Here is a 24,001-nt window from a genome sequence, read left to right as displayed (position 1 = left end):
CGACCCCGATGCCGCAATACCGCTCCCGCACCACCACCCATGGCCGCAACATGGCCGGCGCGCGCGGGCTGTGGCGCGCCACCGGCATGAAGGACGGGGATTTCGGCAAGCCGATCATTGCCATCGCCAATTCCTTCACCCAGTTCGTCCCGGGCCATGTCCACCTGAAGGACCTCGGCCAGCTGGTCGCCCGGGAGATCGAGAAGGCCGGTGGTGTGGCCAAGGAATTCAACACCATCGCGGTGGATGACGGCATCGCCATGGGCCATGACGGCATGCTCTACAGCCTGCCCTCGCGCGAGCTGATCGCCGACGCGGTCGAATACATGGTCAACGCGCATTGCGCCGATGCGCTGGTCTGCATCTCGAACTGCGACAAGATCACGCCGGGCATGCTGATGGCGGCGATGCGCCTGAATATTCCGACCGTCTTCGTCTCCGGCGGGCCGATGGAAGCGGGCAAGGTCGTGCATCGCGGCGTGAAGCGCAGCGTGGACCTGATCGACGCGATGATCGTCGCGGCCGACAGCACCGTGACCGACGAGGAAGTGGCGATGATCGAACGCTCCGCCTGCCCAACCTGTGGGTCGTGCTCTGGCATGTTCACCGCCAATTCCATGAACTGCCTGACCGAGGCGCTGGGCCTGGCGCTGCCGGGCAACGGCACGGTGGTCGCCACGCACGCCGACCGCGAGCGCCTGTTCCTCGAGGCCGGGCGCCGGATCGTCGAAATCACCCGCCGCCACTACGAGACCGACGACTACTCCGTGCTGCCGCGGTCCATCGCGACCTTCACGGCGTTCGAGAACGCCATGACGCTCGACATCGCCATGGGCGGTTCGACCAACACCGTGCTGCATCTGCTGGCCGCCGCGCAGGAGGGTGAGGTGCCCTTCACCATGGCCGACATCGACCGCCTGTCGCGCCGCGTGCCGGTGCTGTGCAAGGTCGCGCCCTCCGTCATCAACGTGCATGTCGAGGACGTGCACCGCGCCGGCGGGATCATGGGCATCCTGGGCGAGCTCGACCGCGCAGGGCTTCTCGACACCTCGGTCTCCCGGGTGGATGCGCCCACGCTGGCCGAGGCGCTGGCCGAATGGGACGTGAAGCGCAACCCGTCCGAGGCGGTGCAGACCTTCTTCCGCGCCGCACCCGGCGGCATCCCGACCACCGTCGCCTTCAGCCAGGCGGCGCGCTGGGAGGATCTCGACACCGACCGCGCCGGCGGCGTCATCCGCGACATGGAACACGCCTTCTCGAAGGATGGCGGCCTCGCGGTGCTGTTCGGCAACATCGCGGAGGAAGGCTGCATCGTGAAGACGGCGGGGGTGGATGCGTCGATCCTGACCTTCACCGGCCCGGCGCGCGTCTTCGAAAGCCAGGACGCGGCCGTCGAGGGCATCCTGGGCGGCACCGTCAAGGCAGGCGACGTGGTGCTGGTGCGCTACGAGGGCCCGCGCGGCGGCCCGGGCATGCAGGAGATGCTGTACCCGACCAGCTACCTGAAGTCGAAGGGCCTCGGGAAGGTCTGCGCGCTGGTGACGGATGGGCGCTTCTCCGGCGGGTCCTCGGGCCTGTCGATCGGGCATTGCTCGCCCGAGGCGGCCGAGGGCGGCACCATCGGCCTGGTCGAGGATGGCGACATCATCGAGATCGACATCCCCAACCGCCGCCTGCACCTGGCCGTGGCGGAGGAGGTGCTGGCACAGCGCCGCGCCGCGATGGAAGCGAAGGGTGCCGATGCCTGGCAGCCGGCCGCGCCGCGCAAGCGCAACGTCACCGCGGCGCTGAAAGCCTATGCCGCGCTCACGACCAGCGCATCGCGCGGCGCGGTGCGCGACGTCTCGGCCATACGGCGCCGCTGAGCGCCGTCAGGCTGTCCGCGCGCCGGGCAGCCTGAGCCCGAAGCGAGCCGCCGTCGCGATGATCTCCTGGCGATGGGCAATCGCGACGAAGGCACCCATCAGCCAGGTGAAGATCGCCTCCTTGAACAACTTGCCGCCATCGCCGTAGGGATCGATGCCGATCGGGCCGATCGTGTGGAAGAAGATCGCACCTAACATGATGCCGATGGTCAGCAGGCCACCCCAGGCGCGCGTCCGGGGCAGCAGAACGAGGATCGAGGCGAGGATCTCCATGCTCGCCACGCCGAGCCGGAAGGGCTTCTCGTAGGCCGGGATGCCGAACCAGTCGGCCAGTGGCTGGAAGATGAAGTTGACCGAACCGGGATGCCCGGTGAGCTTGTACTGCTGGTACCAGGTGAATTCGTAGGCGATCCAGATCGCGGCCGGCCACGCGAGCAGGCGCAGGATACGGTCGGTGCGGCTCATGGCGGCGGTCCCTGTCGAGGCGTCTGCCATGGCTTTCGCGCCGCCGCCGCGGCGGGTTACGCACTCACCGTTTCAGCGTCATTCGGCCGATGACGAAGCCGAAGGCGAAGGTGCCGAGCAGGATGGCGCCGATATCGCCCACCAGCGCATGCGCCAGCGGCAGCCCGACCAGCAATGCCAGGGTGAAGCCGCCGATGAAGACCCAGCGCCGCGCCACGGGGCCCATCGCCGCCCAGCGGCCGCCGGTCTTGCGCGACCGCGCGGCGCCACGTACGCCTTTTGCGCCGGCGCGCCCGCTCATGCCGGCGGGCCGAGCAGCCGGTCGGCCTCCGCGCGTTCGTACAGCCGGCCGATCAGCGTGGCGAAGACCGGGTCCACCGCGATCGCCGGGTCCATCCGCGGCGCGGTGTCGGCGCGCGTGACGCCGTTCTCGCGCCAGGCGATGCCGCCCGACAGCACGTTCTGCAGGAAGCCCTGCATGCGGTCGCAGGCCATGGCGAAGCGTGCCTCCGGCGTCTCGCCGGCCTCGAATTCCTCCCACAGGGCGCGCAGCCTTCCAGCGAGATCCTCGGGCAGCAGTGCGAAGACCGTCTCGGCCGCCGCGGCCTCGCGCGCGGCCTGGGTGGCGCGGCCGGCGGCGTCGTAGGCGAACGTGTCGCCGGCCTCGATCTCCACCAGGTCGTGGATCGCCACCATCATCAGCGCGCGGCCGAGGTCGAGGGGCTGCGCGACATCCTGGTGCAGCAGCGTGCCGATCAGCGCGAGAGACCAGCAATGCTCGGCGCTGTTCTCGCGCCGTGTCGCGCCATCGGGCAGCACCACGCGCCCGCGCCGCTCGACCGACTTCAGCCGGTCGGCCAGCGCCAAGAAGCCCAGGATGGCGTCGGCGCGCTCAGGCTGCATCGCGGCCCAGAGTCTCCATCAATTCGCGCCATTCGCGCTTGGACAGGCCGGAGCTCGCCTGCGTGACGGCCTCGCCCGCCAGCAGCCGCTTCACGATGCCCATCATCTGCGCCGAGAGCGTGACCGCGCCGAGCCGATAGTCGCAGAAGGCCTCGTGCGCGATGGGGCACCAGGCCTTCACCGTCTGCAGCATCGCCTCGGCATAGACGCGGATCTCGTATTGCGCATGGGCGTCGGCGCGCAGCGACAGGAAGTGCAGCAGGTTGTGCAGGTCGGTCTTCCAGTACCACTGCGTATAGGCGTTGAGCGTGAGGTTCATGCGCGCCAGCTCCCGCGCCAGGCCCTGCCGGCCGGGGTCGCGCGGCGCGCCCTGCTCGTCCTCGTTCAGCATCTCGAGGTAGTGGTCGTAGTTGCGCGTCGCGTCCTCGCGCAGCAGGTCGAGCACGCGCGCGGCCTCGGCCCCTTCCAGGATGTCCCCGCGGCCCTGGCGGTTCACCACCGACTGCGCGGCGAGCTGGTCGGGCGCGGGGATGTAGAACTCGCGGTCGAGGATGGAATAGCGCGCGGAATACTCGTTCACGTTCGCCGTGCGGTGGCGGATCCATTGCCGCGCCACGAAGATCGGCAGCTTCACGTGGTACTTGATCTCGCACATCTCGAAGGGCGTGGAGTGGCGGTGGCGCATGAGGTAGCGGATCAGCCCGCGATCCTCGTTCGCCGCGCGCGTGCCGCGGCCGTAGCTCACGCGCGCCGCCTGCACGATGGCGGCGTCGTCGCCCATGTAGTCCACCACCCGCACGAAGCCGTGGTCGAGCACGGGCATCGCCTCGAACAGCATGGCCTCGAGCGCGGGGACGCTGGGGCGGCGCGTGCGGCCCTCGGCGGCGCGCGCCGCCGCGATCTCCTGCTGCTGTTCGTCGGTCAGCGCCATCACGTCCCCCTGCGACACCCGGGGCCGTATTAGGGGGGAAGGGCCGAGTCGTCACACAGGAACGGAGCGAGGGTGTCCAGGCCGCCATGGCCTGGACACGCCACCGACCAGAAAATCCCTCTATATCAGTGCCATGGTTGGCAGGAGCCGGCGGTTGCCACCATCCGCCGCCAGGTCGAGCGGCCCTCGACGGCTGCACGGCTCGGCCGCACCATGGCGCATCCAGATCCGGAGCCGCCATGTCCGCCCTCGACGCCATTCGCCGCCACCACGCCGCGCTGACCGAGATCCGCCGCGACCTCCACGCCCATCCGGAACTCGGCATGGCCGAGCACCGCACGGCCGAGGTGGTGGCGCGCGAGCTGGAATCATTGGGCATCGAGGTGCATCGCGGCGTCGGCGGCACCGGCGTGGTCGGCGTGCTACGCAACGGCACCGGCAACCGCGCCATCGGCCTGCGCGCCGACATGGACGCGCTGCCCATCCAGGAACCCGCCGACATGCCCTTCCGCAGCACCACGCCCGGCGTGATGCATGCCTGCGGCCATGACGGGCACACGACCATGCTGCTCGGTGCCGCGCGCTACCTGGCGGAAACCCGCAACTTCGACGGCATCGTCCACTTCATCTTCCAGCCGGGCGAGGAAGGCTGCGGCGGCGCGCTGGCCATGCTGGCGGACGGGCTGTTCGAGCGCTTCCCCTGCGATGCCATCTTCGGCATGCACAACCGCCCCGGCATGCCGGTGGGCCAGTACGGCATCCGCCCCGGCCCGACCGCCGCGGGCGGCGCCTTCTTCGACATCGCGGTCTCCGGCAAGGGCGCCCATGGCGCGCGGCCGGAAGCGAGCATCGACCCGGTGCTGGCCGCCTGCCACATCACCGCGGCGCTGCAATCCATCGTCAGCCGCACGCTGAGCCCGCGCGACCCGGCCGTGGTCAGCGTGACCAAGGTGCTGGGCGGGGAGGCGTACAACGTCATCCCCGAGACGGCCACGATCTCCGGCACCGCCCGCTTCTTCACGCGCGAGGTCGGCAGTCAGATCGAGGCGGCGATGCGCCGCGTGGCCGAGGGCGTGGCCGCCGGCTTCGGCGCGACCGCGACCACCGACTGGCGCCTGATCTTCGCGCCCACCATCAACGACCCGGCGCAGACAGAAGCCTACGCGGACGCCGCCGCCGAGCTGGTCGGCGCCGACAAGGTCGCGCGGGACAACCCGCCCGGCATGGGATCGGAGGACTTCTCGTTCATGATGGAACGCGTTCCGGGCGCCTATATCCATGTCGGCAATGGCGACGGCGCGATGCCGCACAACCCCCGCTACGCCTTCAACGACGAGGCGATCCCCTATGGCGCCGCGCTCTATGCACGCGTGGTGGAGCGCGGGCTGAGCCGGGATGGAAAGGGCTGAGCGATACCCCTCGATATCCGCCACGCGGCGCGCTATATGTGTTCCGTCACCTCGGTGACTATGGCGATAAACGGCGTATGGAATAAGCGTTGCGGACCCGGGGGCGGTACCCGGCGCCTCCACCATCAACCCCGCCTTATCAGCGGCAGATGGGGGCGAAACAGGCTCGACGCGCGCGGTAAAGATCCGTCTTTTGCCCGGCATGGTACCGCCGTCATCGGACCAAATCACAAGTGCCAACGATAACGGTCGCGAGACCGTGGCGCTCGCTGCCTAGAGATAGGTAAGCGCGGTCCGGGGGGCACCGGGCAACAGAAGCCCCCCACTTCTCCTTGGCAGACCTGCCCCGACTGCGTAGATGGCCCGCATGAGCGACGATGCCGCCCCGCCCGACAGCCTGATGCCCTACGACGCCTGGGCCGAGGAGGCGCTGCGCGAGGTCGCGATCCGCGCGCTCGAGCACGCCGCGGCGCACGGCCTGCCGGGCGAACACCACTTCTACCTGACCTTCCGCACCGACCACCCTGGCACCACGGTCCCCGGGCACCTCAAGGCGCGCTACCCGCAGGAAATCACCATCGTCCTGCAGCACCAGTTCGAGGACCTGCAGATCGACCGCGCGGCGCAGCGCTTCGCGGTCACGCTGTTCTTCGGCGGCGTGCCCTCCCGCCTGATGGTGCCCTTCGGCGCGCTGACCATGTTCCACGACCCGCAGGTCCGCTTCGGCCTGCGCTTTCCGGTCACCGGCGCCGATCTGCCGGCTTTCGTGGACGAGACACCGCCCGAGGGGCCCGCCGCAGCAGAGCCTGAAGCCCCCCCCGCCCCGGCCGCGCCCGCGCAGGTGGTCAGCCTTGACGCCTTCCGCCGAAAGCCGGCCAAGGACGGGTAGAGCGCCAACAGACCGGATGGAGCCGCCCGGTCACGCCGCCTGCCCTGGAATGGGCGGTTCCCGGTGCGGCTTTTTCCCCGATCGGCGCAACCGCGCAGCGGTGTCGTTCGACCCGGCGCAGCCCCGGGGGTCGCCTCCAGCGGCGCCGGCCGTCCATGGGCAGCATCGGCTTCGCGCCCGGCACCGCCAATCGAGGAGCGAAAGGGCCGTCCGGGCGCACCGCGACGATGCGTAGCCTGACGCCGGACGCGATGAAGGCCTCGGTTGGCGCCCCGCCCTCCCCTGCGCTAGATGCGCCCCACGCGCGCCCTCTTCCGCGCGCCCGGAGACCGCGCATGACCCCGCCGCTCGATGCCGCCGACACGCCGCAGCGCCCCGAAGGTTTCGCCTTCAGCACCATGTTCCCGCTCGGCGAGGACACCACGCCCTATCGCAAGCTCGACATCGGTGGCGTCTCGACCATCGAGGTGGAGGGCAGGCGCGTGCTCAAGGTGAAGCCCGAGACGCTGACGGAACTGGCCCGCGTGGCCTGCCGCGACGTCTCCCACCTGCTGCGCCCGGGCCACCTGGCGCAGCTCGCCAAGATCCTGAAGGACCCCGAGGCCAGCGCGAATGACCGCTTCGTGGCACTCGACCTGCTGAAGAACGCCAATATCGCCGCCGGCGGCGTGCTGCCCATGTGCCAGGACACCGGCAATGCCATCGTCTTCGGCAAGAAGGGCCAGCGCGTCTGGGTCGAGGGTGACGAGGAGGAGGCGCTGGCCTTCGGCGTGTCGCGCACCTACACCGAGACCAACCTGCGCTATTCCATGATGGCGCCGATCGGCATGTTCGACGAGGTGAACTCCGGCAACAACATGCCGGTCGAGTTCTCCATCATGGCGCAGCCCGGCGAGGACCACGCCGACGAGATGCACCTGATGTTCATCCTCAAGGGCGGCGGGTCAGCCAACAAGACCTTCCTCTACCAGCAGACCCGCGCCGTGCTGAACAAGCCAAAGCTGCTGGCCTTCCTCGAGGAGAAGATCAAGACGCTCGGCACCTCCGCCTGCCCGCCCTATCACCTGTCGATCGTGATCGGCGGCACCAGCGCGGAGATGAACCTCAAGACCGTGAAGCTGGCCTCGACACGATGGCTCGATGCGCTGCCGACCAAGGGCGACAAGTCCGGCCACGCCATCCGTGACCCGGAGCTGGAGGCCGAGATCCACAAGCTGACCCAGAACCTCGGCATCGGCGCGCAGTTCGGCGGCAAGTATTTCTGCCACGACGTGCGCGTGATCCGCCTGGCGCGCCACGGCGCCTCGCTCCCAATCGGCATCGGGGTGTCGTGCAGCGCCGACCGACAGATCAAGGCGAAGATCACCGCCGAGGGCGTGTTCCTGGAAGAACTGGAACGCGACCCGGCGCACTACCTGCCCGAACACACCGAGGACATCCTCGGCGGCGAGGTGGTCAGGATCGACCTCAACCGCCCCATGGCCGAGATCCGCGCGGAACTCTCGAAGCACCCGGTCAAGACGCGCGTCTCGCTGAGCGGCACCATGGTGGTGGCGCGCGACATCGCGCATGCCAAGCTGCAGGAACGGCTCGATGCCGGTCTGGGCCTGCCGCAATACATCAAGGACCACCCGGTCTACTACGCCGGCCCGGCCAAGACGCCGGCGGGCTACGCCACAGGGTCCTTCGGCCCGACCACCGCGGGGCGCATGGATTCCTACGTGGAAGCCTTCCAGGCCGCCGGCGGATCCTTCGTCATGCTGGCCAAGGGCAATCGCTCCAAGGCCGTGCTGAGCGCCTGCAAGAAGTACGGCGGATTCTACCTCGGCTCGGTCGGCGGCCCCGCAGCGCGGCTCGCGCAGGACTGCATCCGCAAGGTCGAGGTGCTGGAATACCCCGAGCTCGGCATGGAGGCGGTCTGGCGCATCGAGGTCGAGGACTTCCCCGCCTTCATCGTGGTGGATGACAAGGGCAACGATTTCTACGAGGGCCTGGAATGAGCGGCCGGCTGCCTGCGCGCTTTGCGCTGCCGGTCACCGGCTTCATCCTGTCGGGGATCATGACGATCATCATCTCGGGCGTCTCGACCTTCATGGCGCTCGGTTTTTCGTGGATGGCGCTCGGCGCCTGGCCGATCGCCTGGATCAGCTCCTGGATGGTTGCCTTCCCCACCGTGCTGGTGGTGCTGCCGATCGTCCGGCGACTGGTCTCCCGCGTCGTCACGGCCCAGTAGAGGGGATGGGCAAGGAGGCAGGGTGTGGCAAGCCTGGTCGTTCTCCTCCACGCCGCGGCGCTGCTTGCCGCGGTCCTCGCCGCGGGGCTGTTCTGCACCTTCTCGACCGTGGTGATGCGCGGCCTGGACGCGACGGCCCCGCAGGCCGCGATGCGCGCCATGCAGCGGATCAACGACGGCATCCGCACGCCGATCTTCGACTTCACTTTCTTTGGAGCGCTGCTGCTGCCGCTGTTGCTCGCCCTTGCGGCGTGGGCTGACGGGCAGGCGCTGCGCGCCGCGTGGGCGGGGTCCGCGTTCCTGGCCTATGGGCTCGGCGCCTTCGTCGTCACCATCCTGGCGAATGTGCCGCTCAACCTCCGCCTCGCGAAGGAGGATCCGGACGGACCGTCGGCGGCCGAGACCTGGCGGTCCTATTCGGCGCCCTGGACCGCTTGGAACCATGTCCGTAGCCTGGCCTCGCTTCTTGCCTGCGCCCTGCTGGTGCTGACGCTGCTCCCCACCTGACGGAGGAACCCCTCCCGTGCTCGCACTCCGTCCCAACTGCGAATGCTGCGGCCGCGACCTGCCACCCGACAGCCGCGACGCGCTGATCTGCTCCTTCGAATGCACATGGTGCGTGGACTGCGCCCGCACGAAACTGGCGGGCGGTCTCTGCCCCAACTGCGGCGGGGAGCTGGTGCGCCGCCCGATACGTCCCGCCGCGAAACTCGAGAAGTTCCCCGCCAGCACGGACCGAATCCACCGCCCGGACCGCTGCGGCGGGCCGGTCACAGCATGAGGATCGCGCCATGACCGAACGCCGCCTGATCTCTTCCGGCTCGAAGTTCGAGGAACAGATCGGCTATTCCCGCGCCGTCGTCATCGGCGACGACATCTGGGTCTCCGGCACCACCGGCTACGACTACGCCACCATGACCATCGCCCCGGACGTGGTCGCGCAATGCGACCAGACGTTCCGGAACATTGCTGCGGCGCTGGCCCAGGCCGGCGCCACGCTCGACGACGTGGTGCGGGTGCTGTTCATCGTGCCGGACCGCGCCGACTGGGAGCCCTGCTGGCCCGTGGTCAAGCGCTACCTGGGCACCGCGCGCCCCGCCTCCACCTTGATCCATGCCGGCCTGCAGACCGATGCCATGAAGATCGAGATCGAGGTCACCGCGCGCCGCCGCGGCTGAGGCAACGCGCACCGCCGCGTCGCGTTACCTTCTCGCGTTACCCTTTGCAGCGATCCTGCCTCACCACGGCCGCAAGCCCTGGCGAGGGTCGGTGCGACGGGCCATCCCGCCCCGCGAAGGAGACCGCACATGACGACACGCCGCGGCATTTTCGCCTTTCTCGCCGGCCTCGGCGCGACGGCGGCCGGCCTGGCCCTGCCGACTCCCGCCGAGGCGCAGAGCGTCACGCTGAATTTCGGCCCGCCGCCGCCGCCGCCCTATGCCCGCCGGCCACCCCCGCCGCGCCGCGGGCGTGTTTGGGTGGACGGCCACTACCGCTGGAACGGCCGGCGCTATGTCTGGCAGGAAGGCTACTGGCAGCGCGCCCGGCGCGGGCGGTCCTACGCCCAGCCGCGCTGGGACCGCGACGGCGACCGCTGGCGCTACAGCCCCGGGCGCTGGAACTGACGCGCGCCGGCGCGGGTGACATCCCGCGCCGCGGGCGCTACAGGGCGGCTTCCCCTCCTGCCCGGAGCCGACATGCGCTTTGCCGTGGACCGACTCGACCACCTGGTCGTCACCTGCCGGGACGTCACCATTTCGGCTTCCTGGTACCAGCGCGTGCTGGGCATGGAGGTCGAGGAATTCGGCCCGCACAGCCGCACCGCGCTGAAGTTCGGCGGGCAGAAGATCAACCTCCGCCCGGTCGAGGCGACCCAGCAGGAATGGTGGACCGGGGCGGGCGGCGGCATCCCCGGCACCGCCGACCTGTGCTTCATCGTCACCGTCGATGCCGAGCAGGTGCTGGCCCACCTCCAGCGCTGCGGCGTGGCGGTGGAGCTGGGACCGGTCGCCAAGGACGGCGCGCTCGGCCCGATCACCTCGGTCTATTGCCGTGACCCCGACGGCAACCTGATCGAGATCGCCACCTACGGCGAGGCGCCCTGACGCCCCATATCGGCGGCATGACCCGGACGCGCACGGAAACCGACAGCCTCGGCACCATCGAGATCCCGGCGGACCGCTACTGGGGCCCGCAGACCGAACGCGCCCGCGCGCTGTTCCGCATCGGGGAGGGGCACCTCGACCCCGGCGTGATCCACGCCACCGGCCTGCAGAAATGGGCCGCCGCCGAGGCCAACCGCCGGCTCGGCGAACTACCCGACGCCATCGCCGAACCAATCAAGGCGGCCGCGCTCGAGGTCGCCGTCGGCCTGCACGACGCCGACTTCCCGCTGCCCGTCTGGCAGACCGGCTCCGGCACCCAGACCAACATGAACGCCAACGAGGTCATCGCGAACCGGGCGAATGAGAGCCTCGGCCAGCCGCTCGGGTCGCGTTCGCCGATCCACCCGAACGACCACGTCAACCGCGGCCAGTCGTCGAACGATTCCTTCCCCACGGTGATGCACATCGCCGCCATCGCGGCGCTGCGCGCGCGCCTGCTGCCCGGGCTCGCCACGCTGCACGAAGCCCTCACCGCCAAGGCCGACGAATACGCCGGCATCGTCAAGCTCGGCCGCACCCACATGATGGACGCCGTGCCGGTCACGCTGGGCGGGGAATTCGCCACCTGGGCGCGCCAGGTGCAGAACGGCATCGCCCGCGTGGCGGATGCCATCCCGCGCCTTCTGCTGCTGCCCCAGGGCGGCACTGCCGCAGGCACGGGGCTCAACCGGCATCCCGAATTCGACGATGCCTTCTGCGCCATCCTGGCCGAGCGCACCGGCGAGGCCTACGCCCCCAACCCCGACAAGTCCGAGGGCATGGCCGCGCACGACGCGTTTGTCGAACTGCACGGCGCGCTGAACACGCTGGCGGTGTCGCTGACCAAGATCGCCAACGACATCCGCCTGCTCGGCTCCGGTCCGCGCGGCGGCATCGGCGAACTGGTGGTCCCCGCCGATGGCCTGTCCAGCAGCATCATGCCCGGCAAGACCAACCCGACGCAGTCCGAGGCCCTGACCATGGTCTGCGCCCGCGTCATGGGCAACCAGACCACGGTGACCTTCGCCGGCGCGCAGGGGCACCTGGAGCTCAACGTCTTCAAGCCCGTCATCATCCAGGCGGTGCTGGAGAGCATCACGCTGCTCGGTGACGCGGCGCGGTCCTTCGCCACGCACATGGTCGCGAAGCTCGAGCCGAACCGTGCGCGGATTGCCGACCAGGTGGCGAAGTCGCTCATGCTGGTCACCGCGCTCAACCCGCATATCGGCTACGACCGCGCGGTGCAGATCGCGAAGCTGGCGCTCGCCGAGGACCTCACGCTGCGTGACGCCGCCGCGCGACTCGGCCACGTCACGCCCGAGGATTTCGACCGCTGGGTCCGCCCCGATGACATGCTGCGCCCCGGAGGCGCGACAGGGGGCGGCGGGTGAAGCCGCATCTGGCCAAGAGGTCCTTCAGCCTGGCCGGCCATCGCACCTCGGTGGCGCTGGAACCTGCCTTCTGGACGGTGCTGGACCGGGAGGCAGCGGCACGCGGCATCAGCCTCGCGGCGCTGGTCGCCGAGCTTGATGCGGCGCGCCCGCCGCAGGCACCGCTCGCGAGCACGCTGCGCGTCTTCGCACTGCACGCCCGCCCAGGCGCCTGAACGGCGCTACCGCTCGGCCCGCCAGCGCGACCAGACGGCGATCTCGGGCTGGCGCCGCGGCGTCTCGGCCGGCCCGGTCACGCGCAGGCCGATCGGCGGCGCCTCGGCCGGGCCCGGCTGCACCAGGAAGCGCAGGTCGATCCCGCCGCGCGCGACATCGATGCTGCCTTCGACGGCGCCGATGGCGCCGCCCTCCGCCACGATCCGCACGCCATCCAGCGTCACCACGCCGCTGGTGGCGCGCCAGCCGCCCTCCAGCCGGTCGAGCGCCGTCGCACCGCCAGCCAGCGCCTCGCGAACGGCATCCTCGGCGGCGGCGATGTCTTCGTTCGCAGCGGCGGCGGCGGCGCTGGCCAGCGCCACCCCGGCCAGCACGCCATTGGCCACGCCGACCCGCCCCTCGCCCGCCAGCGTCGCCAGCAGCGCCGCCGGCGCGTGGCCGCTGGCGGTGAAGCGCCCCTGCGCCTCGACCTGGCCGGAGGCGATGTCGAAGGGCGTGCCGAAGAGCGGGCCGCTCAGCGTCGCACCCGTGAGGCCGAGCGCCCCCGAGAGCACCGGCGGCTGCGCCGTGGCATCGAGCGCAAGGCGCCCATCGAGCACGCCGCCGCCCATCGTCGCGCGGAGATCCTCCAGCGCCAGCCGCCCCTCGGCCAGCAGTAGCCGCACCCTCGCCTCGCGCAGCGACGGGAGCTGCGGCAGGACCAGTTCGCTCGCTTCCAGGGCGATTTCGGCATCCATGATCGCGAGCGCGCCAAGATCGACCGGGTCGGTGTCGCGCAGTGCGATCCCCGGTAGGGGCAGGCGCTCGGCCGCGACCCGCCCGGTCAGCCTTGGCCGGTCGCCCTCCAGCGTCAGCGCCAGCGCGCCGCGCGCCCGCAATCCGCCCGCGACGAGATCGAGGCTCTCCGCCGCGAGGCCTGCCGCACCCGCCGAAACTCCGGCGATCAGCGCGAAGGACCCCTCCCCCAGCCAGGTCGGCGGTTCCGGCGCGCCCAGCAGCATGAGCAGCCGTGGTGCACCGGGGTGGCGCAAGGTCAGCGTGCCCGTGGCGCGCCCCTGACCGAGGTTCAGGCTGGCCTGCCCCTCCGCACGCAACTCGCCGAGCTCGCCCTCCACCGCCAGGGCCAGCGCCTCAGCGGGGCCACCGCCGGTCACGCGCAGGCGCAGCGGCTGCGCCGCCAGGGCCTGAGGCGGCGCGAGGCGTGGCGCGAGCAATCCGGTCAGGCCCTCGGCCGATGCCGCCGCCACCTCCAGCCCCATCTCGGCGAAGCGAGGCGTCGGGCCCAGCGTCACGCCGCCGGCCAGCGTCACATCCGCGCCACCGACCCGCGCTGCGAAGCGGCGCAGCCCAATCCGCCCGCCCTCGAGCACCGCGTCGAGCGCCGCGCGCTCCGCCGCGACGCCGCCCCAGGCCAGCGCATCGGCGGCGATCCGCAGGTTGGCGTCGAAGCCGGGCGGGGTGCGCAGCGCCTCCGCCCAGCCACTGCCTGGCGGCAGCAAGGCATCGAGGTCGAGCCGGTCGAAGGTCAGGCCGAGGCCCAGCGCCGGGCGCGCGCCGAAACGCAGCACGCCCGCGCCGCTCACGCGCGAGCGGTCGATCGTGGCGGCGAGCTCCGGCACGCCGACCTGCGCGCCGTCCAGCTCGATGCGTGCATGGCCCTCGAAGGCGCGCAGCGCGGCGGGATCGAAGCGGTCCACCGGCAGGCCGAAGGCGCCGGCGGTCGCGCGCAGGCTGGGGCCCGAGAAGCGCAGGCCGATCGCGAGCCGCTGGCCATCGGTCGCACCCCCACCTTCAACCTGCGAATCGCCGGGCAGCAGCGCGGCAAGATCGGTGAGGGTCAGGCGGTCGGCCTCGCGGAAGATGCCCCCGCGCAGGCGCCGCAGCGTCTGCCCCGCGAAGGATGCGGCCTCGGCCGAGATGTCGAGCCCGACCGGCAAGGGCGGCGGCGCGGCCCCGCGCAGCGCCGAGATCCAGGCATCGAGGTCGAGCCGGGCAAGCGCCAGCGCGATGTCGATCCGGGGCACGGGCGCGAAGCGGAAGGTCGCTGCCGCGCGGCCCGTCACACCGCCGAGTTCGAGCGCAAGATCATCCGCCGCCGCCACTTCCCCCGTCACCACCAGCCGCCCCGCCGCGCGGAAGGGTCCCGGGGCCGCGGCGATGATGGCGGCAAGGTCCGGTCCCGCCGCCTCGATCCGCCCTTCGAAGCCGCCCTCGGCCACCACGATGCCGCGCGCCGTCGCACCCGCGCCCTGCAGCGAGAGTGCGACATCGAGCGTCGCTGCGCCGTCATAGCCGGGGCGGCCCAGCACCGCCTCGAAGCGCACCGGCGCGCCCTGCCAGGTGAAGCTGCCTTCGGTCCGCACGGCGTCGAGCGGCCCGGGCGCCGCGAGGCGCGCGGCCACGCCTTCCAGCACCGCGCCGCCGATCGCGACCCGGCTGTCCTCGATGCGCGCGTCGAAATCCACCAGCCAGGGCGGCGGCCTCAGCGCGCCGATGCCGGGCGGCGGCCATGGCAGGCGGATCTCGGCGCCGACCAGCACCAGGTCGCGCGGCTCGAAACGGCCAAGCAGCAGGGGCATCAGCCCCAGGCGCAGGCGCAGCGCGCGCGCCGAGACGCCAATGCCGTCGCCCTCGGTGTCGTCCACCCGCACCGCGGCGGCCTCGACCATCGGCTGCGGCAGCAGAGTGAGGCGCACCGCCCCGTCCAGCGTGACCGGCCGGCCGAGCCGCGCGGTCGCGATGGCAGCCACGCGCTCGCGCTGCGCTTCGCCATCCAGCAGGCGCGGGCCGAACCAGCCGAGCAGCAGCAGCGCCAGCGGCAGCAGCCCCAGCGCCAGGGCGGCGCGGCGCCTCACGCGGCGGGCGTGCCCCAGCCGCCGCCGCCCGGAGTCTCGAGGCCGAAGACGTCGCCCGGCTGCAGGCTGGCGCGGTCGCTGCCGCGCAGCACCTGCACGCTGCCGTCGCCGCGCTCCACCCATTGCCGCCCGGCCGCGCCGTCGGCGCCACCCTTCAGCCCATGGGGCGCGACGGTGCGGCGCGAGGCGACGATGACCGCCTCCATGGGCCGCAGGAAGCGGATGCGCCGGCGCGAACCGTCCCCGCCATGCCATTCCCCCGCGCCGCCGGAGCCGCGGCGGATAGCGAACTCCTCCAGCCGCACCGGATAGCGCAGTTCCAGGATCTCGGGATCGGTCATGCGGGTGTTGGTCATGTGGGTCTGGATCGGCCCGGCGCCGTGGAAGCCGGGGCCGGCACCCACGCCGCCGCAGATCGTCTCGTAGTACTGGTAGGTGGCGTCGCCGAAGAGCAGGTTGTTCATGGTGGCCTGGGCCGAGGCGCAGGCGCCGAGTGCGGCGAGCAGGGCGTTGCAGGTCATCTGCGAGACTTCCGTGTTGCCCGCGACAACCGCCGCACCCGGGCGCGGCGACAGGAAGGTGCCTTCAGGGATCACGATCTCCAGCGGCTTCAGGCAGCCATCGTTGAGCGGGATGTCCTCGCCCACCAGGCAGCGGAAACAGTACAGCACGACGGCGCGGCAGACCGCCGAGGGCGCGTTGAAATTGTCGGGCCGCTGCGGGCCGGTGCCGGTGAAGTCGATGACGGCGCGGCGCTTCGCATGGTCCACGCGCACCGCGACGCGCAGCGGCGTGCCGTCATCGATGGTGGTGGCGAATTCGCCGTCCGGCAGGCGTTCCAGCACGCGGCGGACGCTTTCCTCGGCATTGTCCATGACGTGCTTCATGTAGGCGCGCACGGTGGGCAGGCCGAATTCCGCGACGGCGCGCCGCAATTCCTGCACCGCCTTCTCGTTCGAGGCCACCTGCGCCTTGATGTCGGCGACGTTCACGTCGGGGCTGCGCGCGGGGTATCGCGCGCCGGCGAGCATGGCGCGGAACTCCGCCTCGCGGAAACGACCGCCATCGACCAGCAGGAAATCGTCGATGACGACGCCTTCCTCCTCCAGCGTCTTCGACCCGGGCGGCGTCGAGCCGGGCGTGAGGCCGCCGATATCGGCGTGGTGGCCGCGCGAGCCGACGAAGAACAGCACCTCCGTCCCGGCCGTATCGAAGACCGGCGTGATCACCGTGACGTCTGGCAGGTGTGTCCCGCCATTGGAGGGGTTGTTCAGCGCCACCACGTCACCCGGCTTGAGCGTGGCGCTGCGCGAGCGGATCACCGTGCGCACGCTCTCGCCCATCGCGCCCAGGTGCACGGGAACGTGCGGCGCATTGGCCACCAGCGCGCCGGTCGCATCGAAGATGGCGCAGGAGAAGTCGAGCCTCTCCTTGATGTTCACCGACAGCGAGGTGTTCTGCAGCACCGCGCCGGCCTGCTCCGCCACGTTCATGAAGAGGTTGTTGAATAGTTCCAGCATCACCGGGTCGGGCCGGTCCGTGGTGGCAGCCAGTGCCGCTGCGCGCGGCGAGGTCCGTCGCAGCACCAGGTGGTCGCGCGCGGTGATCTCGGCCGTCCAGCCGGGCTCGACCACGGTGGTCGCGATCGCCTCGCGGATCAGCGCCGGTCCCGGAATGCGGTCGCCCGCCAGCAGCGCGGCGCGGTCGAACAGCGGCGCGGCATGGGTGGCGCCCTCGCAGAACATCTCGACCGTATCGATCGGCCCCGGCGCGCCGGTGTCGCGCGCGGCCAGCATGGGTTCGGCGACCTGCTCGCCGGGCATGGTGACCTCGGCGATGCAGGCTTCGACGATCACCTGCCGTTCCGGCGTGGCGAAGCCGAAGCGGCGGCGATGCGCCTCGGTGAAGGCCTCGAGCACAGCGGCGTGTTCGCCAAAGGGCACCGGCAGGAACGCATCGGTGCCGGCGTAGCGCAGGTGCAGCCGCCGCGCGACGACCAGCCGCGCCGGGTCCGCGCCCTGGCGGGCCAGCTCCGCCTGTCCCTCCGCCGCCAGCGCATCGAGCCGGACAGCGAGGCCCCCCATGGCATCCGGCGCGAGCGGCGCCTCCACCGCGCCCTCGCGGATCGCCGCCTGGTCGGCGAGGCCCATGCCATAGGCCGACAGCACGCCGGCGAAGGGATGGATGAACACCGTCTCCATGCCCAGCGCATCGGCCACCAGGCAGGCATGCTGGCCGCCGGCGCCGCCGAAGCACTGCAGGGCGAAGCGTGTCGCATCGTGGCCCTTCTGGATGCTCACCTGCTTGATGGCGTTCGCCATGTTCGCGACGGCGATGCGCAGGAAGCCCTCCGCCACCTCGCGCGGGTCACGCCTGGTGCCGGTGGCGACGGCGATTTCGTCGGCCAGCGCGTCGAACTTGTCGCGCACGATGGCGGCATCCAGCGGCTGGTCGCCGTCGGGTCCGAAGATCGCCGGGAAATGCCGCGGCTGGATCTTGCCGACCATGACATTCGCATCCGTCACGGCGAGCGGCCCGCCGCGGCGATAGCAGGCCGGGCCAGGCACGGCGCCCGCGGAATCCGGCCCCACGCGCATGCGCGCACCGTCGAAATGCAGGATGGAGCCGCCGCCGGCCGCAACCGTGTTGATCGCCATCATGGGCGCGCGCATGCGCACGCCGGCCACCTCGGTCTCGAAGGCCCGCTCGAACTCGCCGGCATAGAGCGCGACATCGGTGCTGGTGCCGCCCATGTCGAAGCCGATGATGCGATCGAAGCCGCCCATCGCCGCGGTGCGCGCCGCACCCACAATGCCACCCGCGGGCCCGGACAGGATCGCATCCTTGCCCTGGAAGCGGCCGGCCTCGGTCAGCCCGCCATTGGACTGCATGAAATAAAGCCGCACGCCGGGCAGTTCGGACGCCACCTGGTCCACGTAGCGCCGCAGCACAGGCGAGAGATAGGCATCCACCACCGTGGTGTCCCCGCGCGGCACGATGCGCGGCAGCGGGCTCGCCTGGTGGCTGAGCGAGACCTGGGCGAAGCCCTCCGCGCGCGCGATCTCGCCGAGCCGCAGCTCATGCGCCGGATGCGCCCAGGCATGCATCATCACGATGGCGACGGCGCGGATGCCCTCCGCATGGGCGGTGCGCAGCGCGGCGCGGGCCGCGCCCTCGTCGAGCGGTTCGATCTCGGTGCCGTCCACCGCCACGCGCCCGCCGATCTCGGCAACCCGTTCATGCAACAGGTCCGGCAGGCGCACATCGAGGTCGAAGAGCCGCGGGCGCGCCTGGTTGCCGATCCGCAGCATGTCGGCGAAGCCGCGGTTGACCAGCAGCAGCACGCGTTCGCCCTTGCGCTCGAGCAGCGCATTGGTGGCGACGGTGGTGCCCATCTTCACGGCATCGACCGTGCCGGCGGGCACCGGCGCGCCGGGGGCGAGGCCCAGCACCTCCCGGATGCCGGCGACGGCGGCGTCGCGGTAGCGCTCGGGGTTCTCGGACAGCAGCTTGCGCGTGGACAGCCGCCCCTCCGGATCGCGCGCGACAATGTCGGTGAAGGTGCCGCCACGATCGATCCAGAACTGCCAGCCGGCCATGAATCCTCACACGCTTCCGAGACGGGTCGCCGGGCAGGATGGTTGCCGCGACACAGCAGGGCAATGGCCCCGCGCCGCCGCCCGCGGCTGCTATGCCCGGCGCCAGACCAGCCACGCAAGGCCGGCGCACACCAGCGCCACACCCCACAGCGACCAGGCCTGCACCGCGGCGGCGCCTGCCACGAGCCCGGGCGGCGCCGCGCGCCCGGGATCGGCAGGGTCGACCACCACGGCGGTGCGCTCGCCCAGCCGGTAGCGGCGTTCCGGTTCGGCGCGCACCAGCCGGGCCGTCTGGGCCGTGCCGGCGCCGTCCCGCCATGTCAGCACCGCCGTCCGGAGGCGATGCCCGCGCGAACCCCAGGCCTCGGCCTCGATGCCCGTGACCACGGCGTCCAGCTGCACGCCCCGGCTGGCAAGGCGCGCGGCCTCGCCGCCGACCGACAGCGCCCCCTGGACTACCAGGATCGCACCGAGGCCGAAGGCGGCAAGCCCGGCCATTCGCGCGATCCCGCCAAGGCCCTTCGCCATCCGCCGCCTCCCCGCCGCACCCCGCGCCGTGCTAGCACTGCGGCGGAGAGGTGCAGGTTTGAGTTTCTGGGGTAAGATCCTGGGCAGCATGGCGGGCTTCGCCATGGGGGGCCCGTTCGGCGCCATGGTGGGCGCGGCGGTCGGCCATGCCGCCGACCAGGGCGCCATGCCCGGCGCGGGGCGCATCCCGCCCAGCGCCGCCGACATGGTCCATATGCTGGGCGGCAGGGAGAACCTGTTCTCCTTCGCCATCGTCGTGCTCTCGGCAAAGCTCGCGAAGGTGGACGGCCCGGTGAAGCGCGCCGAGATCGAGACCTTCCGCCAGATGTTCCGCGTGCCCGAGGAATCGCTGCGCGATGTCGGCCGCCTGTTCGACCAGGCGCGCGAGACCGCCGAGGGCTGGGAGCCCTTCGCCGAGAAGCTTGGCGAGGCCTTCGCCGACAACAAGGCGATGCTGGAGGACGTGCTGGCCGCGCTGGTGCGGATCGCGCGCGCCGACGGGCCGGTGACGAAGTACGAGGGCGACATGCTGCGCGGCATCCATGCGCGCTTCGGCCTCGATGCCGCCGCCTGGCAGCGGGCCAAGGGCGGCGCCCCGCGCGGGCTCGGCGCGCAGCAGATGGAGGACCCCTACCCGGTGCTCGGCCTGACGCGCGAAGCGAGCGACGAGCAGGTCCGCGCGGCCTGGAGGCAGCTGATGCGGGAGAACCACCCGGACAGCCTGGCCTCGCGCGGGGTGCCGGAGGAATTCGTCAAGCGCGCCACGACGAAAGTGGCCGAAATCAACGCGGCCTGGGACCGCATCAAACGCGAGCGCGGCCTCTGACGCTGCACATCGTCGAGACGCCGAGCCCCAACCAGGACGCCCGCCCGGACGGCGTGCCGGTGGACATGCTGATCCTGCACTACACCGGCATGCGCACGGGCGCGGAGGCCATCGCGCGGCTGCGCGACCCGATGGCCAAGGTCTCCTCCCACTACGTCGTCGAGGAGGACGGGCGGATCCACCGCCTGGTGCCCGAAGACCGCCGCGCCGCCCATGCGGGCGTGTCGCACTGGCGTGGGCAGACGGCGCTCAACGGGCGCTCGGTCGGCATCGAGATCGTCAATCCAGGACACGAGTGGGGCTACCGAAACTTCCCCGCCCTGCAGATGGCCGCGGTCTGCGACCTCTGCCTCGACATCCTCGCGCGCCACCCCATCCCGCCGCGCAACGTCGTCGGCCACAGCGACGTCGCGCCCGACCGCAAGCAGGACCCGGGCGAGTTGTTCGACTGGGAAGGGCTCGCGGCAAACGGCGTCGGGCTCTGGCCGAAGTCCGACCCGCCCGCCCCGCCGGCGGAGGCGGTGCTGGGGCTGCTTGGCAGCATCGGCTACCGCACGGACCTGCCGCTGCCGGTGCTGGTCACGGCCTTCCAGCGTCACTGGCTGCCACGGCGCACCGATGGGATCGCGGATGGCGAGACGCGGGCGCGGATCGCCGCCGTTGCCGCGCTCTGCGCCGCAGGCGCCTAGAGTTGCGGCAGAACTAGCGCAACAGCGCGGCGTAGCGGTCGCGCCAGGCAAACAACAGCATCGCCGTCAGCACCGACAGCACGGCGGCGATCGGGATGCCGCCTGGATTGAGCACCAGGTGGAACAGCACGATCACGGCGATGATCGGCAGGAGCATCAGCAGCGCCAGCGCCGGCGCCCGGTTGAACAGCAGCATCACCCCGGCGACGAGGTCGATCGACTTCATCAGCGGCCACAGGAAGCCGCTCTCACGCAGTGCCGCCTCGAAGCGCATCCCGGCATCGGAGGTCGGCGGATGGATCAGGTCCTGCCCGGTGATCATCCAGGCAAAGCCGTTGGCGGCCCCGAGCAGGAAGATGAGGGCAAGCAGGATGCGCGGCACATCGACGGTGATCAGACGGAGCATGGCGACCTCGGCGCTGGACGCGCGCGATACAGCGCGGCCGCGCTGCCGCGGCAAGCCGCGAGCGCGGCGCGCTGTGATCCGGGTCGCGCCGCGCTTGACCTCGCCGGTGCCCGGGCGCATCACCCCGGCGGCGTCAGACGGCCGGGCGGCCGCTGGCCCGCGAGCGATCGCGGGCTGGAGGAAAGTCCGGGCTCCACGGGACTACGGTGCCGGTCAACGACCGGCGGGGGCGACCCCAGGGAAAGTGCCACAGAGAACAGACCGCCCGGACGGCTTCGGCCCGCCGGGCAAGGGTGAAACGGTGGGGTAAGGGCCCACCGCGCTTCCGGCAACGGCGGCGGCACGGCAAACCCCACCGGGAGCAAGGCCGAATAGGGGTGGACGGCGAGGCGCCGAAAGGCGTTGTCGCAGGGGCGGTCCCGCCCTTCCGCCCGGGTTGGCCGCGCGAAGCCCGCAGCGATGCGGGTTCCAGAGGAATGGCCGTCCGTGCCCGGCAACGGGTGCGACAGAACCCGGCTTACAGGCCGTCTGGCGCCACTTTCGCGAAGCCCGCGCGAAAAACCCTTCGTGTTCCCTCAACAAATCAGGCAGCCTCGCCACGCAAGCAGCGGGTTTCATGGTGTTTTTCGTGCAACAACGCGCTGCCGCAAGATTCTTTCTCCCTTGCTGTCCCATGTTTTCCCGTGTTATCCCATGTCATCCCATGAGGGTCCCAGCAAGCTCGGGGGGGCGAGCGGGATCCGGAGCGGGATGGTCGGGCGAGCCGGCGGGGTCGGGGGGCCTCGCCGGCCGCTGACCCGGGCCGGAACTGCAATCTTGAGCGGCCCCACTGGGCCGCACGCGGGGGGCGATGACCCGGTTCCTGGGCACGCACAAGGGAAAGCTGGACAAGAAGGGGCGCATCTCGGTGCCCGCCGGCTTCCGCAGCGCGCTCGCGGGCCTCGGCGAGCAGGAGCTGGTCTTCTTCCCCTCCTACACCCAGCCCTGCATCGAATGCTGGCCCGCCCGCGTCTTCGACGAGGCGACCGCCGGGCATGACGGGCTCGACCTGTTCTCGAAGGACGCGGACGACCTCGCCGGCGCCGTCTTCGCCCAGGCCGCGCAGATGCGCCCGGATGCCGAGGGGCGCGTCTCGCTCGAGGAACGCCACATCGCCGCGGCAGGATTGACTGACGCGCTGCTGTTCATCGGCGTGCGCCGGCGCTTCCAGATCTGGGACGCCGATCGCGGCGAGGCCTATCTGCGTGATTCCGTCGTCCGCGCCCGCGACAACGGCCTGACGCTGGCGCCCGCCCCGCGCACGGAGCCGCGGCCGTGACCGGCCACCTGCCGGTCATGCTGGCCGAGGTGCTGGCCACCCTCGCCCCGCGCGACGACGCCGCCTACCTGGATGCCACCTTCGGCGGCGGCGGCTATGCCGCGGCTATCCTCGACTCCGCGCCGCGCTGCACGCTCTACGCCATGGACCGCGACCCCGACGCCATCGCCCGCGGTGCGGACCTGGTCGCGCGCCACGCCCCCCGGCTGCACCTCATCGAGGGCCGCTTCGGCGACATGCTGGACCTGCTGGCCGCGCGCGGCGTGACCGCGCTCGATGGCGTGGTGATGGACCTCGGCGTCTCCTCCTTCCAGCTCGACCAGGCGGAGCGCGGCTTCTCCTTCCGCGCCGACGGGCCGCTCGACATGCGCATGGAGAAGCGGGGCCCCTCCGCCGCTGATCTCGTGAACACGCTGCCCGAGGCGGAGCTGGCCGACATCCTGTACCGCCTGGGCGAGGAACGCTTCTCGCGCCGCATCGCCAAGGCCATCGTCGCGCGCCGCGCCGAGCAGCCCTTCGCCACCACCGGCGACCTCGCCGCGCTGGTGCGATCGAAGGTGCCGCGCGACCCGTCGGGCATCGACGGTGCAACCCGGTCCTTCCAGGCGCTGCGCCTCGCCGTGAACGACGAACTGGGTGAGGTCGAGCGTGGCCTTGCCGCCGCCGCGAAATTGCTTGCCCCCGGCGGGCGGCTCGTGGTCGTCGCCTTCCATTCGCTGGAAGACCGCATCGCCAAGCGCTTCATGGCCGAGGCGGCCGGGCGCGGCACCGGCGCCTCCCGGCACGATCCCGGCGCGCTCACCGCGCGCGCCGCGCCCCGCTTCCGCCTGCTGACACCGCGCGCGCTCAGGCCCTCCGAGGCCGAGACGCGCGACAACCCCCGTGCCCGCTCCGCCCGCCTGCGCGCGCTGGAACGCCTGGAGGAGGCCGCATGATCCGCCCCCTGACGCTGCTCAGCATGGCCGCCGCCGCCGGGGCGGGGCTGTACCTGTACCAGGTGAAGCACTCCGTCGCGCAGCTCGACCGCGAGCTGCGCGGCATCAACCGCCAGACCGAGCAGGCGCGCGAGCGCACCCAGGTGCTGCGCGCCGAGTGGGCGCTGCTGAACGAACCCGACCGGCTGCGCCAGGTGGCTCAGCGGCACCTGCCGCTCGAGACCATGACGCCCGCGCAGTTCGTCCGCCCGGCCGAGATGGAGCGCCGCCTGCCCCCGCCCCGGCAATTCGCCGGCGTGCCGTCCCTCTTTGCCCCGATGGAGCCGGCGGGCGATGGCAGCGCGACCGCGATCGCTCTCGCCGCCGCGGCGCCGAGATCGGGACAGCACACGCCCGAAT

At 71.6% G+C, this 24,001-nt stretch carries 25 protein-coding genes and 2 other RNA genes; 19 read left to right on the top strand and 8 right to left on the bottom strand.

What is annotated here, in order from left to right; genetic code table 11:
* The first annotated feature begins 8 nt into the window (after window positions 1-8).
* Window positions 9-1,865: a dihydroxy-acid dehydratase gene (gene ilvD, locus HW578_RS05425; RefSeq protein ID WP_198369524.1), complete on the top strand. Its 1,857-nt coding sequence runs from the start codon at window positions 9-11 to the stop codon at window positions 1,863-1,865.
* Between the two features lie 6 nt (window positions 1,866-1,871).
* Here ilvD and HW578_RS05420 read toward each other — a convergent pair whose 3' ends face one another.
* The 4 genes from HW578_RS05420 to thyX all read right to left on the bottom strand — a co-directional run bounded on the left by HW578_RS05420 (window position 1,872) and on the right by thyX (window position 4,164).
* Window positions 1,872-2,330 carry a DoxX family protein gene (locus HW578_RS05420; RefSeq protein ID WP_198369523.1) on the bottom strand — a complete coding sequence of 153 codons (459 nt, stop codon included), beginning with the start codon at window positions 2,328-2,330 and terminating at the stop codon, window positions 1,872-1,874.
* A 64-nt stretch (window positions 2,331-2,394) separates the two neighbouring features.
* Window positions 2,395-2,631, bottom strand: coding sequence for a hypothetical protein (locus HW578_RS05415; protein WP_198369522.1), 237 nt, complete (start codon window positions 2,629-2,631; stop codon window positions 2,395-2,397).
* Window positions 2,628-3,233, bottom strand: coding sequence for an HD domain-containing protein (locus tag HW578_RS05410; protein WP_198369521.1), 606 nt, complete (start codon window positions 3,231-3,233; stop codon window positions 2,628-2,630). Before HW578_RS05410 ends, HW578_RS05415 begins: the two co-directional genes overlap by 4 nt.
* Complete coding sequence (thyX, locus tag HW578_RS05405; protein WP_198369520.1) at window positions 3,223-4,164, bottom strand: FAD-dependent thymidylate synthase; 942 nt, start codon at window positions 4,162-4,164, stop codon at window positions 3,223-3,225. The genes HW578_RS05410 and thyX overlap by 11 nt, the downstream gene beginning before the upstream one ends.
* 239 nt (window positions 4,165-4,403) lie before the next feature.
* On the opposite strand from thyX, the gene HW578_RS05400 reads away from it, so the two are divergent.
* The 12 genes from HW578_RS05400 (at window position 4,404) to HW578_RS05345 (ending at window position 12,445) form a co-directional block, all read left to right on the top strand.
* Complete coding sequence (locus HW578_RS05400) at window positions 4,404-5,573, top strand: M20 aminoacylase family protein (protein WP_198369519.1); 1,170 nt, start codon at window positions 4,404-4,406, stop codon at window positions 5,571-5,573.
* Between the two features lie 6 nt (window positions 5,574-5,579).
* Window positions 5,580-5,900: a transfer-messenger RNA gene (ssrA, locus tag HW578_RS05395) on the top strand.
* 40 nt (window positions 5,901-5,940) lie between these two features.
* Window positions 5,941-6,462 (top strand): SspB family protein, encoded by a 522-nt coding sequence (locus HW578_RS05390; protein WP_198369518.1) that lies wholly within the window; start codon window positions 5,941-5,943, stop codon window positions 6,460-6,462.
* 398 nt (window positions 6,463-6,860) lie between these two features.
* Window positions 6,861-8,462, top strand: coding sequence for a fumarate hydratase (locus HW578_RS05385; RefSeq protein WP_198369533.1), 1,602 nt, complete (start codon window positions 6,861-6,863; stop codon window positions 8,460-8,462).
* Window positions 8,459-8,695, top strand: coding sequence for a DUF2798 domain-containing protein (locus tag HW578_RS05380; protein WP_198369517.1), 237 nt, complete (start codon window positions 8,459-8,461; stop codon window positions 8,693-8,695). The genes HW578_RS05385 and HW578_RS05380 overlap by 4 nt, the downstream gene beginning before the upstream one ends.
* Before the next feature lie 24 nt (window positions 8,696-8,719).
* Window positions 8,720-9,202 (top strand): anthrone oxygenase family protein, encoded by a 483-nt coding sequence (locus HW578_RS05375; protein ID WP_198369516.1) that lies wholly within the window; start codon window positions 8,720-8,722, stop codon window positions 9,200-9,202.
* Between the two features lie 16 nt (window positions 9,203-9,218).
* Window positions 9,219-9,476, top strand: coding sequence for a DUF1272 domain-containing protein (locus HW578_RS05370; RefSeq protein WP_198369515.1), 258 nt, complete (start codon window positions 9,219-9,221; stop codon window positions 9,474-9,476).
* A 10-nt stretch (window positions 9,477-9,486) separates the two neighbouring features.
* On the top strand, window positions 9,487-9,873 hold the full coding sequence (locus HW578_RS05365; protein WP_198369514.1) for a RidA family protein: 387 nt from the start codon (window positions 9,487-9,489) through the stop codon (window positions 9,871-9,873).
* A gap of 129 nt (window positions 9,874-10,002) precedes the next feature.
* Window positions 10,003-10,320 (top strand): YXWGXW repeat-containing protein, encoded by a 318-nt coding sequence (locus tag HW578_RS05360; RefSeq protein ID WP_198369513.1) that lies wholly within the window; start codon window positions 10,003-10,005, stop codon window positions 10,318-10,320.
* A gap of 72 nt (window positions 10,321-10,392) precedes the next feature.
* Window positions 10,393-10,800 carry a VOC family protein gene (locus tag HW578_RS05355; protein WP_198369512.1) on the top strand — a complete coding sequence of 136 codons (408 nt, stop codon included), beginning with the start codon at window positions 10,393-10,395 and terminating at the stop codon, window positions 10,798-10,800.
* Between the two features lie 17 nt (window positions 10,801-10,817).
* The gene (locus tag HW578_RS05350) at window positions 10,818-12,230 is read left to right on the top strand and encodes a class II fumarate hydratase (RefSeq protein WP_198369511.1); all 1,413 of its coding nucleotides are present in this window, start codon (window positions 10,818-10,820) and stop codon (window positions 12,228-12,230) included.
* Window positions 12,227-12,445 (top strand): ribbon-helix-helix domain-containing protein, encoded by a 219-nt coding sequence (locus HW578_RS05345; RefSeq protein WP_198369510.1) that lies wholly within the window; start codon window positions 12,227-12,229, stop codon window positions 12,443-12,445. Before HW578_RS05350 ends, HW578_RS05345 begins: the two co-directional genes overlap by 4 nt.
* Window positions 12,446-12,451: 6 nt before the next feature.
* Here HW578_RS05345 and HW578_RS28405 read toward each other — a convergent pair whose 3' ends face one another.
* From HW578_RS28405 to HW578_RS05330, 3 genes are all read right to left on the bottom strand, one after another.
* Complete coding sequence (locus HW578_RS28405; RefSeq protein WP_198369509.1) at window positions 12,452-15,301, bottom strand: AsmA family protein; 2,850 nt, start codon at window positions 15,299-15,301, stop codon at window positions 12,452-12,454.
* A complete protein-coding gene (locus HW578_RS05335; RefSeq protein WP_198369508.1) occupies window positions 15,298-18,900 on the bottom strand; it encodes a hydantoinase B/oxoprolinase family protein in 3,603 nt (1,200 codons plus the stop codon). Before HW578_RS05335 ends, HW578_RS28405 begins: the two co-directional genes overlap by 4 nt.
* A gap of 90 nt (window positions 18,901-18,990) precedes the next feature.
* Window positions 18,991-19,428 carry a DUF3592 domain-containing protein gene (locus tag HW578_RS05330; RefSeq protein WP_198369507.1) on the bottom strand — a complete coding sequence of 146 codons (438 nt, stop codon included), beginning with the start codon at window positions 19,426-19,428 and terminating at the stop codon, window positions 18,991-18,993.
* Window positions 19,429-19,486: 58 nt separating this feature from the next.
* Between HW578_RS05330 and HW578_RS05325 the strand changes: the two genes are divergently transcribed.
* Together HW578_RS05325 and HW578_RS05320 are read left to right on the top strand one after the other, a co-directional pair.
* On the top strand, window positions 19,487-20,254 hold the full coding sequence (locus HW578_RS05325; protein ID WP_198369506.1) for a TerB family tellurite resistance protein: 768 nt from the start codon (window positions 19,487-19,489) through the stop codon (window positions 20,252-20,254).
* 65 nt (window positions 20,255-20,319) lie between these two features.
* On the top strand, window positions 20,320-20,943 hold the full coding sequence (locus HW578_RS05320) for an N-acetylmuramoyl-L-alanine amidase (RefSeq protein ID WP_198369532.1): 624 nt from the start codon (window positions 20,320-20,322) through the stop codon (window positions 20,941-20,943).
* Between the two features lie 13 nt (window positions 20,944-20,956).
* Here the strand turns inward: HW578_RS05320 and HW578_RS05315 are convergent, their stop codons facing one another.
* Entirely contained in the window at window positions 20,957-21,349 is a 393-nt protein-coding gene (locus HW578_RS05315) for a hypothetical protein (RefSeq protein ID WP_198369505.1), read from the bottom strand.
* Window positions 21,350-21,482: 133 nt separating this feature from the next.
* Between HW578_RS05315 and rnpB the strand changes: the two genes are divergently transcribed.
* From rnpB to ftsL, 4 genes are all read left to right on the top strand, one after another.
* An RNA gene (gene rnpB / locus HW578_RS05310) (RNase P RNA component class A) lies at window positions 21,483-21,885 on the top strand.
* Window positions 21,886-22,199: 314 nt separating this feature from the next.
* A complete protein-coding gene (locus HW578_RS05305) occupies window positions 22,200-22,667 on the top strand; it encodes a division/cell wall cluster transcriptional repressor MraZ (RefSeq protein ID WP_198369504.1) in 468 nt (155 codons plus the stop codon).
* On the top strand, window positions 22,664-23,602 hold the full coding sequence (gene rsmH, locus HW578_RS05300; RefSeq protein WP_369407823.1) for a 16S rRNA (cytosine(1402)-N(4))-methyltransferase RsmH: 939 nt from the start codon (window positions 22,664-22,666) through the stop codon (window positions 23,600-23,602). Before HW578_RS05305 ends, rsmH begins: the two co-directional genes overlap by 4 nt.
* On the top strand, window positions 23,599-24,001 hold a 403-nt coding region (ftsL, locus tag HW578_RS05295), incomplete at its 3' end, for a cell division protein FtsL (RefSeq protein ID WP_456308266.1). The genes rsmH and ftsL, both read left to right, overlap by 4 nt.

Origin of the sequence: Roseomonas rosulenta, assembly GCF_016106005.1 — a bacterium.
Taxonomy (GTDB): domain Bacteria; phylum Pseudomonadota; class Alphaproteobacteria; order Acetobacterales; family Acetobacteraceae; genus Neoroseomonas; species Neoroseomonas rosulenta.
The sequence above is the reverse complement of the archived record's forward strand: the minus strand, read 5'-3'. Positions and strand labels throughout refer to the sequence as shown.

Coding starts and splice junctions, on each gene's coding strand:
- ilvD (WP_198369524.1), top strand. CDS start 9: ATGCCGCAATACCGCTCCCGCACCACCACCCATGGCCGCAACATGGCC.
- HW578_RS05420 (WP_198369523.1), bottom strand. CDS start 2,330: ATGAGCCGCACCGACCGTATCCTGCGCCTGCTCGCGTGGCCGGCCGCG.
- HW578_RS05415 (WP_198369522.1), bottom strand. CDS start 2,631: ATGAGCGGGCGCGCCGGCGCAAAAGGCGTACGTGGCGCCGCGCGGTCG.
- HW578_RS05410 (WP_198369521.1), bottom strand. CDS start 3,233: ATGCAGCCTGAGCGCGCCGACGCCATCCTGGGCTTCTTGGCGCTGGCC.
- thyX (WP_198369520.1), bottom strand. CDS start 4,164: ATGGCGCTGACCGACGAACAGCAGCAGGAGATCGCGGCGGCGCGCGCC.
- HW578_RS05400 (WP_198369519.1), top strand. CDS start 4,404: ATGTCCGCCCTCGACGCCATTCGCCGCCACCACGCCGCGCTGACCGAG.
- HW578_RS05390 (WP_198369518.1), top strand. CDS start 5,941: ATGAGCGACGATGCCGCCCCGCCCGACAGCCTGATGCCCTACGACGCC.
- HW578_RS05385 (WP_198369533.1), top strand. CDS start 6,861: ATGTTCCCGCTCGGCGAGGACACCACGCCCTATCGCAAGCTCGACATC.
- HW578_RS05380 (WP_198369517.1), top strand. CDS start 8,459: ATGAGCGGCCGGCTGCCTGCGCGCTTTGCGCTGCCGGTCACCGGCTTC.
- HW578_RS05365 (WP_198369514.1), top strand. CDS start 9,487: ATGACCGAACGCCGCCTGATCTCTTCCGGCTCGAAGTTCGAGGAACAG.
- HW578_RS05360 (WP_198369513.1), top strand. CDS start 10,003: ATGACGACACGCCGCGGCATTTTCGCCTTTCTCGCCGGCCTCGGCGCG.
- HW578_RS05355 (WP_198369512.1), top strand. CDS start 10,393: ATGCGCTTTGCCGTGGACCGACTCGACCACCTGGTCGTCACCTGCCGG.
- HW578_RS05350 (WP_198369511.1), top strand. CDS start 10,818: ATGACCCGGACGCGCACGGAAACCGACAGCCTCGGCACCATCGAGATC.
- HW578_RS05335 (WP_198369508.1), bottom strand. CDS start 18,900: ATGGCCGGCTGGCAGTTCTGGATCGATCGTGGCGGCACCTTCACCGAC.
- HW578_RS05330 (WP_198369507.1), bottom strand. CDS start 19,428: ATGGCGAAGGGCCTTGGCGGGATCGCGCGAATGGCCGGGCTTGCCGCC.
- HW578_RS05320 (WP_198369532.1), top strand. CDS start 20,320: ATGCTGATCCTGCACTACACCGGCATGCGCACGGGCGCGGAGGCCATC.
- HW578_RS05315 (WP_198369505.1), bottom strand. CDS start 21,349: ATGCTCCGTCTGATCACCGTCGATGTGCCGCGCATCCTGCTTGCCCTC.
- HW578_RS05305 (WP_198369504.1), top strand. CDS start 22,200: ATGACCCGGTTCCTGGGCACGCACAAGGGAAAGCTGGACAAGAAGGGG.